The organism is Nonomuraea mesophila (genome assembly GCF_004352805.1).
GTDB lineage: Bacteria > Actinomycetota > Actinomycetes > Streptosporangiales > Streptosporangiaceae > Nonomuraea > Nonomuraea longispora.
The window spans coordinates 1-10350 of sequence record NZ_SMLD01000248.1; the positions used below are offsets into that span (position 1 = coordinate 1).

11 protein-coding genes are annotated in these 10350 nt (G+C 71.2%); 5 read left to right on the forward strand and 6 right to left on the reverse strand.

Translation table 11 applies throughout. From position 1 onward, the window contains the following. The 3 genes from E1295_RS44870 to E1295_RS44880 all read left to right on the forward strand — a co-directional run. On the forward strand, window positions 1-1512 hold a 1512-nt coding region (locus E1295_RS44870; RefSeq protein WP_132640989.1), incomplete at its 5' end, for an SPFH domain-containing protein. 46 nt (window positions 1513-1558) lie between these two features. Continuing rightward, on the forward strand, window positions 1559-2800 hold the full coding sequence (locus E1295_RS44875; RefSeq protein WP_132640991.1) for an SPFH domain-containing protein: 1242 nt from the start codon (window positions 1559-1561) through the stop codon (window positions 2798-2800). Between the two features lie 10 nt (window positions 2801-2810). Beyond that, window positions 2811-3584, forward strand: a complete 774-nt coding sequence (locus E1295_RS44880) for a sporulation protein (RefSeq protein WP_132640993.1) — start codon at window positions 2811-2813, stop codon at window positions 3582-3584. On the opposite strand, the gene E1295_RS44885 is transcribed toward E1295_RS44880, so the two are convergent. Then, entirely contained in the window at window positions 3581-4366 is a 786-nt protein-coding gene (locus E1295_RS44885) for a class I SAM-dependent methyltransferase (protein ID WP_132640995.1), read from the reverse strand. The two genes, E1295_RS44880 and E1295_RS44885, sit on opposite strands and share 4 nt — an antisense overlap. A gap of 169 nt (window positions 4367-4535) precedes the next feature. Here E1295_RS44885 and E1295_RS44890 point away from each other — a divergent pair, with 169 nt between their 5' ends. Next, window positions 4536-4778: a hypothetical protein gene (locus E1295_RS44890; RefSeq protein WP_132640997.1), complete on the forward strand. Its 243-nt coding sequence runs from the start codon at window positions 4536-4538 to the stop codon at window positions 4776-4778. 4 nt (window positions 4779-4782) lie between these two features. Here E1295_RS44890 and E1295_RS44895 read toward each other — a convergent pair whose 3' ends face one another. Beyond that, on the reverse strand, window positions 4783-5355 hold the full coding sequence (locus E1295_RS44895) for a TetR/AcrR family transcriptional regulator (protein ID WP_132640999.1): 573 nt from the start codon (window positions 5353-5355) through the stop codon (window positions 4783-4785). A gap of 96 nt (window positions 5356-5451) precedes the next feature. Between E1295_RS44895 and E1295_RS44900 the strand changes: the two genes are divergently transcribed. Beyond that, window positions 5452-6276 carry an SDR family NAD(P)-dependent oxidoreductase gene (locus tag E1295_RS44900; protein WP_132641001.1) on the forward strand — a complete coding sequence of 275 codons (825 nt, stop codon included), beginning with the start codon at window positions 5452-5454 and terminating at the stop codon, window positions 6274-6276. 3 nt (window positions 6277-6279) lie between these two features. Here the strand turns inward: E1295_RS44900 and E1295_RS44905 are convergent, their stop codons facing one another. The 4 genes from E1295_RS44905 to E1295_RS44920 form a co-directional block, all read right to left on the reverse strand. Beyond that, window positions 6280-7671, reverse strand: coding sequence for a glycoside hydrolase family 43 protein (locus E1295_RS44905; protein WP_132641003.1), 1392 nt, complete (start codon window positions 7669-7671; stop codon window positions 6280-6282). Window positions 7672-7782: 111 nt separating this feature from the next. Further along, window positions 7783-8385 carry a dephospho-CoA kinase gene (coaE, locus tag E1295_RS44910; protein ID WP_132641005.1) on the reverse strand — a complete coding sequence of 201 codons (603 nt, stop codon included), beginning with the start codon at window positions 8383-8385 and terminating at the stop codon, window positions 7783-7785. A 93-nt stretch (window positions 8386-8478) separates the two neighbouring features. Beyond that, window positions 8479-8958: a GNAT family N-acetyltransferase gene (locus E1295_RS44915; RefSeq protein WP_132641009.1), complete on the reverse strand. Its 480-nt coding sequence runs from the start codon at window positions 8956-8958 to the stop codon at window positions 8479-8481. A gap of 13 nt (window positions 8959-8971) precedes the next feature. Then, window positions 8972-10350, reverse strand: a 1379-nt coding sequence (locus E1295_RS44920; protein ID WP_132641007.1) for an alpha/beta hydrolase, incomplete at its 5' end; no start/stop codon positions are given.

Consider the following 10350-nt stretch of genomic DNA (forward strand, 5'->3'; position numbering starts at 1 on the left):
CCTCAGGGCGGGACCCAAGGAGGCCAGGCCCAGAATTTCGCGCTGAACCCGCACGACTTCGTGGCCGCCCGTGACGGCGGCGCGTCCGTCGGCACGCTCATCGAGGCCAGGACGGCGTCACTGGGCGAGGCCGGCGAGATCGTCAACCGCAGCTTCGCCGACAACGGCATGCACGTCATCTCGCCCGTGGTGATCCCCAAGGGCAGCACCGCGAAGGTGCTCGTGCCCCTCGGCATCCTCGTGGCGCTCGGCCTGATCGGCGCGCTCGGCAACGTCATCCCGAACACCGACCTGATCTTCGGCCCGCACTACTGGTTCGTGCTGGTCCTGGCCGCGGTGTTCCTGTGGTGGCGGCGCAGCGTGGTGATGGTGCCTGAGGGCTGCAAGGCGCTGATCACCAAGTTCGGCAAGCTCGTGCACATCGCCGACCCCGGACGGGTGACGCTGTTCAACCCGTGGAAGCGGGTCAGCTACATCGTCAACACCACGCGCGAATACCCGTTCAACGCGCCGATCAGCGAAGCGCCGACCCAGCAGGGCGTCAAGGCGAGCGTGGACCTGTTCCTGCAGTTCAGGATCGAGAACCCGGCCGAGTTCATCTTCGTGCTCGGCTCGGTCAGCGGCTTCCAGTCCAAGCTCCAGAACGCCATCAGCGAGGTCACCCGCTCCCTCATCTACGCCCAGCGGGCCGAGGAGATCTACGACCTGGTGGGCGAGAGCACCGTGGGCATGCTGGAGAGCCTCAACCAGCAGTTCCTGCCCGCCGTACGCCTCACCGACGTGAACATCACGCACGCCGAGCCCTCCAGCCAGGAATACCGCATGGACCTGGCGGCCCCGGAGATGGTCCGCGTCGCCAAGGAGGCCTACACCTACGAGTACGAGCTCAACCTGCGCAAGGAGCAGAACGAGGGCGACCTGGTCAAGGAACTGGCGACGCTGCAGGAGACGCTGAGCGCCATTCAGGCCGAGATCGCCGGCTACCAGGCCCGCATGGACACCGCGCTCGAACGCGCCACCCACCAGGCCACGGCGCAGGCCAGGCAGCGGCTGGTCGAGGCCGAGTCCACGGCCAACGCCAACGCCGCGCTTTTGGAGGCGCAGGCGCTGGACATCAGGGCGCTGTCGGCCGCGGAGGCCCCCGAGATCCTCGACTACCGCTTCCAGCAGGACCTGCTGACCAAGCTGGAGTCCGTCTCCGCCCGGCTGCCGCAGGTGGTGCAGGTGGGCGAGCACACCGACATCGACTTCCTGGCCCTGGCCCAGCAGCTCGTGGGCGGGGAGGGCGCGGTGCTGTTCACCCCCGAGGACATGGCCGCCATCCGCTCCAGGCTCGACGAGATCGGCGCGCGCGTCGCGGGCCGGGAGGACGAGATCGTCGCCCTGCTCAGGAAGGCCGCCGCCGACGTGGGCGAGTCCGTGGAGCCGGCGGAGCCCGACCCGGAGCTCGAACGTACCGTCGAACGCCTCCTGCCGGGCGGCGGCCGGGCCCAGGGAAGTGAGCTCCTGTGAGGAGAGAGCCGAACCGACGTGTCGATGAGGAGCGGGTGAGCGAGCGATGAGCAGGGAATTCTCGAAGATCAAGGAGTCGCTGGCCTCCTGGAGCGAGATCCGCCAGCTGCTGCGCGGCGGCGAGCAGGGCCAGCTCGTCCCCGTCGTGATCCCCAAGGACCGCCGCGGCTTCGCCTGGATGGCGCTGGTGTTCCTGGCGCTCTACTGCGCCGGCATGGCCGCGCTGACCGACCTCACCATCATCGCCGCGCTGGCGGCGCTGGTCTTCCTGGCCCTGGCGCTGCTCACGATGTGGCGCAAGGCGATCATCGAGATCGAGGAGGGCACCACCGGCGTACGCAGCCGCTGGGGCGCCATCACCAGCACCCTGCCCCCCGGCCGCCACTACCTCTGGCTGCCGTGGGACCGGGTGGACGCGGTCGTCGACACCTCGACCGAGATCCCCTACTCGGCGCCGATCGTGGCCTGCCCCACGGCCGAGAACGTGCCGCTGAAGTCGATCGAGTTCTTCCTGAAGTTCCGCATCGTGGACCCGGTCGCGTTCGTCCGCACGATCGGCGCGGGCAACTTCGACCTGGTGCTCTCCAGCGCGGTGCAGGACGCGATCAGGCAGCGCAGCCGCCGGGTCCACACCGAGCGCGCGTACGACCTGCGCGGCTCCGACGTCGGCGACATGCAGGACGCGCTCAACCGCCAGCTCGGCAGGTACGGCGTGCGCATCACGGGCGCCAACATCCCTGACGTGCAGCTGCCCGACCAGTACCAGCAGCACCTGTCCACCCGGGAGAAGGTGGCCAAGGAGATGTCGGCGTACGAGCGCGAGTGGGAGCTGACCCGCAAGCGCCGCATCGACACGCTGCTCATGGAGATCGAGCGTTCCAAGAAGACCCGTGACGCCCGCGTGGTCGAGGTCAAGGCCGCCCACAACACCGCGCGCAAGGACGTGGCGCGCATGCTGGAGGAGCAGGAGACCGAGGCACAGCGGGTCACGTGGGAGATCGAGGCACGCGGCAGGGCCGAGCTGACCGCCGCCGAGAACGAGGCCAAGGCCCTGCGCCGGCTGGCCGAGTCGTACCGGGACAACCGGGCGGTGCTGCAGTACGAGCTGGCCCGCAAGCGCCTCGACGTGGGGGCCAAGCTGGCGGAGAACGCGCCCCAGCCGCTGGTCGTACGCACCCAGCAGGGGCAGTCGGACTCCGCGCTCTCCACCCTCCTCCTGGCCCAGCTGCTCCCCCGCATCTCGGGCACGGGTTCCGGTCACGTGAACGGCCACTCACCTTCCGCATAGGAGAACCCCCATGGTGTTCCGCAAGTTGATGGCCGCGTTCGGCGCGGGCGTCGAGGTTGACACGGTGCTGACCAACACGGGAGTACGCCCCGGCGAGCTGCTGCGCGGAGTCGTGCACTTCCGCGGCGGCAACGCCGCCTACAAGGTCGAGGGCATCCACATCGACCTGACGGCGGTCGTGGAGATCGAGTCGGGCGACAGCGAGTACAAGTCGACCTACAGCTTCCTGCGCCAGCAGGTGTCGGGGCCCTTCCAGCTCGAAGCGGGCGCGCAGCACCAGCACCCGTTCGAGGTGGCCATCCCGTGGGAGACGCCGATCAGCGCCATCGCGGGGCAGCCGCTGCGCGGGATGAGGCTCGGCGTGCAGACGGAGCTGGCGCTGGCGGGCGCGCTCGACAAGGGCGACCTCGACCCGCTGTTCGTCAGCCCGCTGCCCGCCCAGGAGCACCTGATCGCCGCGCTCGACCGGATGGGCTTCCGGTTCAAGAAGGCCGACCTGGAGCGCGGCACGTTGTACGGCTCGACGATGCCGTTCTTCCAGGAGATCGAGTACTACGCCGGCGGCAGGTGGCGGCGGTACTTCAACGAGCTGGAGCTGACGTTCATCGCCGGGCCCGGGCACATGGACGTCATCCTGGAGGCCGACAAGCGCGGCGGTTTCCTGACCTCCGGCCATGACGCCTACAACCGGTTCACCGTCCGGTACGACGACACGCCCGGCGCGGCGGAGCAGGCCCTGGAGCGCGGGCTGGAGAAGATGGCCCGCCACCGTGGGTGGTTCTAGATCCGTGTCACGGCCAGCAGGTGACCGCTGGCCCCGAGCAGTGACGGCTCGCACTCGACCCGGCGGGCGGCGTCGAGCAGCAGCTCACGCCGCCCGTCGTCGTCCAGCCAGGCGTTCACGTCACCGTAGAGCCAGAACACACCCTCCAGGCCGTAGCGGCGCGGTTCGGGCAGCCCTGCGTCGGTGAACTCGCCGGGGATCTCCTCAGGGGTGTGCAGATAACCCCGGAAGCCCGTCTCCACCGGCGAGACGATCGTCCCGGTCTCGACGGAGCGGTAGTCGGCGGCCCGCGCGGCCTGCTGCGTGAAGGTCCCGTGGTAGACGCTGTCGTGCAGGGCCGCGTACCTGCTGATGAAGGCCGCGGCGATCGTGCCGCCCGGCCGGACGGCACGGCGCGCCTCGGCCAGCGCCCGGACCCGGTCGGCGCGTTCGGGCAGGTGGTAGAGCGGCCCCAGCAGCAGCACCGCGTCGGCCTGGCCGCCGGGGACCGGCAGGTCGCGGGCGTCACCGAGCCGCGCGCTCACTCCCGGCAGCGCCGCCGCCTCCTCGACGTGCAGGGGCACCGGGTCGATCACCTCGACGGCGTAGCCGTCGGCCGCCAGCCATTCGGCGTGCACGCCGGTGCCGCCGCCCACGTCGAGCACGCGCGCGGGCGCCGGGGGCAGGGTGCGGCGCAGCACGTCGCGCGTGCGGTGGAACTCCAGCCGACCGCGCCCCTCGCGCAGCCGGGTCAGCTCTCCGCCGCGGTCGTAGTAGGCGCGGACGTCCGGGTCCATGATCATGCCGCCGATCCTACGTCCGGCCGCCGTCCGGGCTCGACGCGTTTTTCCGCCCGGCCACCTTCTGAGAAAAAATCCACACACGTTGTGTGTCGTATGTCGATGAGTTCCGCCGCCGTTCGAGGTCTCTTTGAAGGGTGCCGGCGAACGGCACGTGTGAGAGGAGCCCGACATGTTCACCACCACCGAGCTGGCGCAGGTGCTCTTCGCGACCTCCCTGCAGCCGTCGGACCGGCTTTCCCCCGTCCAGATCCGCGAGGCCGTGGACGAGCGGCTGTGCGCGTGCGGCGGCGACCCGGCCCGGTGCGCGGCGTACGTGGCGCAGGAGGCCGGCGACCACCCCGAGACGTACGTGAGGCGGATGCGCTGGGCGCTGGACGCGGTCGCCGCCGCCTACACGCTGGCTGCCGCCTGACCCGTCACGCCTCGGTCGTGCCCGACATGGGACGGCCCAGCAGGCCCTCGGCCACGGCGGCGACGTGCGGGGCGAGGTCGTCGAGGTCCGCCTTGGCCAGCGCCGGGGTGGCGACGACCGAGCGCAGGATGCCGATGCCGACCAGCCAGGCGCTGAGCAGCTCCGCCCGCAGCCCGGCGTCGTCGCCCTCGGCCAGGTTCTCCAGGGCGCTGACGTAGGTGCTGCAGACCTCCTCACGGATGCGCTGCCTGGTGTCCTCGTGGGCCGAGGAGCGCAGCATGGCGACCAGCGGGTGCTCGCCGCCGTAGCGGGTCCAGTCGGCGAAGACCACCGAACGCACCATGCGGGCGACCAGCTCCTCCTCGGGACCGTCGAGCAGGTCGGCGGGAATGTCGGCGGTGGCCTCGTCGAAGAGCCGTTTCTTGTTGCCGAAGTAGCGGAAGATCAGTCCGGCGTCGACGCCGGCGTCCCCGGCGATGTCGCGCACGCTCGTGGCGTCGTAGCCCTCGCGGGCGAAGCGCAGCCTCGCGGCCTCCAGCAGGCGCGCTCTGGTGGCCTCCCGGTCCCTCTTCCCCACGCCGGGCTCCCTTCGTAGTCATCGACCGTTGACATTGTACGGCCATGGCGTGTTACGTTCTCTCAAGTCAGCGTTCGATGACTTAGGAGACGAAATATGCGGACATATGTCGTGTCGGGTGGCACAGCCGGTATGGGAAGAGGGTTGGCCCGCCACTTCCTGCGGCGCGGCGACCAGGTGACGATCATCGGCAGCGACCCGGCGAAGGGACGGCAATTCCTCGACGAGGCGGCCCGTGCGGGGGCCGCCGACCGGGCCGCGTTCGTCCAGGCCGACCTGACCTCGGTCGCGGAGAACGTACGAGTGATCAAGGACATCACGGCGCGGCACGAGTCACTGGACGGGCTCGTCCTCACCGCGATGCGGCACTTCCCCCAGCGGGTGGAGACCCCCGACGGCTTCGAGGCCACCTTCGCGCTCTACTACGTCAGCCGCATGATGCTCGCCTACGGCCTGACCGGGCCGCTGGAGAAGGGCGAGCACCCGATGATCGTCAGCGTGTGCGGCGTCGGCGTCACCAAGGGCCGCATCCACTGGGACGACCTGTCGCTGCGCAACGGCTTCGGCCACGTCAAGGCCGTGCTCCAGGCGGGCCGCGCCACCGACCTGCTCGGCGTCGCCTACGCCGCCGGCCATCCGGACGGGCGTACGCGTTTCCTCCTGCACCATCCGGGGTTCACCGACAGCGGCGCCGACAGTCTCCGCGGGCCGGCCAAGGCCGCGATCAAGGTGCTGGCCAGGTTCTTCGCCCAGCCGGTCGAGAAGAGCATCGAGCCGATCATCGAGCTCATGGACGACCCGCCGGGCCGCGGCCTGCTCGCCTACGACCGGCGCACCCCGGTCGACCCGTCGTTGCCGACCCTCGACCCGGGTGACGCGCGCCGGCTGTACGAGCAGACCGCCCACCTGCTGCGGTCGTGAGGCTCAGTACACCTCGATCCGGTCCATGCTGATCACGGTGCTGCCCGAGGCGGGGTTCTTCTCGCCGGTGACACGGACCCGCAGCGTGTGCCGGCCGGACGGCAGGACCGGGCTCAGGTAGTTGAGCTGCTCGCCGACCCGGATGGCGCTGTAGTAGTCGACGCGCTGCTCGGGGCCGCCGTCGATGGAGATCGCCGCGATGCCGTTGCCGCGGTCGCGCACGCTCAGCAGGGCCACACGGGTGCCGGTGAACGTGACGGTGGCGCTCGCCCCGGCCTCGCCGCTCCAGTGGTCGTTGCTCCAGAAGCACTGGTTGCCGCAGCCGGAGCCCGACTGCCACGACCCTGAGTACGACACCTCCGGGTCGGTGTCGTTGATCACCGAGGTGGCCGCGCCGGGATCACCGGAAGGCAGGTCCTGCGTGGCTCCGGCGGCCAGCGGGCGGCCGAAGTCGGGCGTGCCGTCGGCCTTCCAGGTGAACTTCTGCACGCGGGTGGTGCGGAAGTCGTAGGTGTAGGTGCTGGTGTTCTTGCCGTGGTAGGCGATCCAGTCCTCGGTGCCGTCGGGCGAGCGGAAGAAGGAATGGTGACCCGGACCCCACACGCCGGTGGCGTCGTTGCGCGAGAACACCGGCCCCGGATGCTGACGCCAGCTGGCGGCCACCATCGGATCGGCGCCGTCCGCGATGCTCTTCATCCACAGCTGGTAGTCGGGCTTGCCCGTGTCGCAGGTGGAGTAGGTCAGGAACGTCCGGCCGTTGCGGTAGAGCGGGGTCGGCCCCTCACGCACCTCGGTGCAGCCGCCGTCGGCGGGGATGGCCACCCTGCCGCCCGTGACCGTCCACGGGTTGCTCATGCGGGCGATGTAGAGCTGCGCCGGGCCGCCCATGCCGCGGCCCGGGCCGGCCCACACGAAGTACTGCTGCCCGTTGTGGGTGATCGGCTCGCCGTCGATCGCGTACTCGCCGAAGTCGGCGATCTTGGCCTTGAAGGAGTAGGGGCCCATCGGGTCGTCGCCCGCGGACTCCAGGACGTACATGCGGTGGTTGGCGTCGACCCCGTCGGAGGCGGTGTAGTAGACGTACCAGCGGGACCCGACATGGCGGAACGCGGGCGCCCACATCTGGGTGTTGCGGCTGGCGTCGCTGTCGCGCCACACCACCTGCTCGGGCGCCGACAGCAGGGTGGCCAGGCTCGGCGACTTCCAGATGCCGATCCGGTCGCCGCGCGTGGTGGCCACGTAGTAGTTGCCGTCGTGGTACATCAGGCTGGGGTCGGCGCTGGGGTTGACGGGGTTGCGGAACGACTGCGTCGCGGCGCTCCCGGCGGCGGTGCCGGGGAGGATGCCCATGAGGACGATGAGGGTTGCGGCTAAGACGGCGGACAAGCGCGGCATCGGGGTCCTTCCACGGAACCTCTCGGGTGATCTTTCCGATGGTCATGGATCGTGGTCAGCCCGTCAACGCCCTCAGCGGGGCGCGGCTCCGCGGGCCTGGCCCGCCCGCGCTCAGTCGTGTCCGGCGCGTCTCGTCAGCTCGTCCCAGACCTCGGCCACGCGGGCGTCCAGCTCGTCCAGGGAGCCTTCGTTCGGCACGACGATGTCGGCCGCTGCCAGCCGCTCCTCCCGGCTCGCCTGGGCGGCGATGCGAGCTCTGGCGTCGGCCTCGGGCATGCCCCGATGCTCGGCGAGCCGCCTGACCCGCACCTCGTCGGCCGCATCGACGACGATGACGACGTTGTACATCGAAGCCAGGTTGTTCTCCACCAGCAGGGGCACGTCGTAGACCACGATCGCGTCGTCGGGCGCCTGGCTGCGCAGCTCCTCCACCCGCTCCCCCACCAGCGGATGGACGATCGCGTTGAGCTCGGCCAGCCGCTCGGCGTCGTTGAACACGATGGACCCGAGCCGCTGCCGGTCGAGCGAGCCGTCCGGATGGAGCACCTCGTCGCCGAACGTGGCCACCACCTTGGCCAGGCCCGGGGTGCCCGGCTCGACCACCTCACGCGCGATCTTGTCGGCGTCGATCACCATGGCTCCCCTGGCGGCGAGCCGCTTGGAGACCTCGCTCTTGCCCGAACCGATCCCGCCGGTGAGCCCTGTCGTCAACACGCACCCGAGCCTATCGGCCGCGCCGCGAGCGCGGCGCCGGTGGTCAGGCGCGGGCACGGCGCCGGTGGTCAGGCGCGGGCACGGCGCCGGTGATCACGGGTGGGAGGCGGCCGGGGGCGACGGATCCGCGGGCCTGCGCAGGTGCACCAGGGTCAGGTGATCGTCCATCCGCTCCCGGTGCGTCTCCCGGTAGCCGAGGCGGCGGTAGAGCCGTAGGTTGCCCTCCGACAGGTGGCCCGTGAACAGGTCGAACGCGGACGCCTGCGGCACAGCCTCGTGCAGTGCGCGCAGCAGGGCCGTGCCGAGCCCCTGCCCCTGGCGGTCCGGCGCGACCACGAGCCGGCCGACCACGCACGTCGTGCCCGACAACTGCCCGCGCACCGCGCCGACGATCCTGCCCGCGTCGAGGGCCTTGAGCACGACCGCGCCCTCGATGGCCTTGCGCAGCTGCTCCAGCGACTCGACGAGCGGCATGATGTACGGGTCGCCGTAGAGCTGCGCCTCGCTCACGTAAGCCGCCCGCTGCACGGTGAGGATCTCACCCGCGTCCGCGGCCACCGCCCGTTCGATCAGCACGCGAAGCACTTTACCCGGCGATCGCGCCCCTTGGGCTCATGCCTTCCACCAACGCTCCCCCGCACGAGGCGCCGCGGGCGGGCAGGTCCCCCTTGACGAGGTAGTCGTGCACGCGGGTGCGCAGGCAGGTGGCGCGGAGTTTGCGTACGCCCTGCAGCAGGTAGGCGTCGTGCCCGTCGCCGTGCCGCAACACCACCGCGCCGGAGATGCGCCCGGCCGCCCTGGCCGCTGCTGACGCGGGCGTCTCGACGTCCAGTCGCCCGATCCCCACCAGCACGGGCCTGACAGCGTACGGGCTGGAGGATCTGGGTTCCCGGCTCGGCCTTGCGCCCGTCAGGCCCAGGCACCGGCCGGCCTCGTGTCTCCCGCTCAGCCACCCCACCCGGGGCGCGATTGCGCGCAGGCGCTCCTCCAGGGCGAGGAAGTTCCGATATCGGGGCACGTCCTGACACATCATGATCCGCGACACCGATCCCGCCTCGCCCTGGAGAACGCCTGACGGCGCTGGGGAGGCCAGGGACGCCAGAGGGCGTGCGTCGCCGGACGAGGCCGCCGACAGGGCCGCGGCCAGCTCGGGCCAGCGTTCCAGGGTGAGGCCGGCGTACACGGCCGCGGCCAGCCGGCGGGCGTTCACCGGGCTCCTCTCCCCCGCGGGCAAGGGCACCCGCCGGGCCAGGTCGTCGAAGACCGCCACGGCGTCGTCGCGGCCCAGCGGGCAGCCCAGGCGGGTACGGCACCAGTCGCGGAAGGCGTAAAGCTGGCGCTCCACCGCGCGGGCCCTGGCGAACATCCGGCGTTCCGGCCCCGGGTGTGTGAGGTCGCGCACGCCCTCCAGGTACATCCGCCCCACGCGGCGGGGGAACGACTCCGCGTACGCCTGCCCGTGGACCGCCCCGGAGGAGTTGCCGACGTAACGCAGCCGCGCCTCGCCGAGGGCGGCGCGCAGGGCGTCGAGGTCGTGGGCGACCTGCCAGGGCGTCAGCCGGACGGCGCCTGCGGCGGCGCGGCAGCTCCTGCCGTGGGCGGCATTGTCGCGGGCGTAGGCGCGCCAGCCGGCCGGGCGCCGGGCCAGTTGCAGGCGCAGCGCGTCGGGGGGCGGCACGGCGCATCGTACGGCCGCCGCGCTGTCCCGGTCGCCGGAGCCGCGCGACTCCATGATCACGACGTCGAACCACCGCGTCAGCTCGCTCACCGTATCGGGCTGCGCCCGCACGTCCTGCACGGAGGAGGTCGCGCCGGTGTTCACGACGAGGTGGCCGAGGCTCCGCCGCGGGTCCCGCGCGGGCATCCGGGCGACGTCGATCTCGGTACGGGATCCTCGCGGCCTTGCCCAGTCGGCGGGCACGGACAGCTTGGCGCACTGCAACCCATCCCCGCACTCCCACCAGC

Excerpts from the sequence above, each read along its gene's own strand:
- E1295_RS44875 (WP_132640991.1), top strand. The coding sequence starts at position 1,559 with ATGAGCAGGGAATTCTCGAAGATCAAGGAGTCGCTGGCCTCCTGGAGC.
- E1295_RS44885 (WP_132640995.1), bottom strand. The coding sequence starts at position 4,366 with ATGATCATGGACCCGGACGTCCGCGCCTACTACGACCGCGGCGGAGAG.
- E1295_RS44905 (WP_132641003.1), bottom strand. The coding sequence starts at position 7,671 with ATGCCGCGCTTGTCCGCCGTCTTAGCCGCAACCCTCATCGTCCTCATG.
- E1295_RS44890 (WP_132640997.1), top strand. The coding sequence starts at position 4,536 with ATGTTCACCACCACCGAGCTGGCGCAGGTGCTCTTCGCGACCTCCCTG.
- E1295_RS44880 (WP_132640993.1), top strand. The coding sequence starts at position 2,811 with ATGGTGTTCCGCAAGTTGATGGCCGCGTTCGGCGCGGGCGTCGAGGTT.
- E1295_RS44900 (WP_132641001.1), top strand. The coding sequence starts at position 5,452 with ATGCGGACATATGTCGTGTCGGGTGGCACAGCCGGTATGGGAAGAGGG.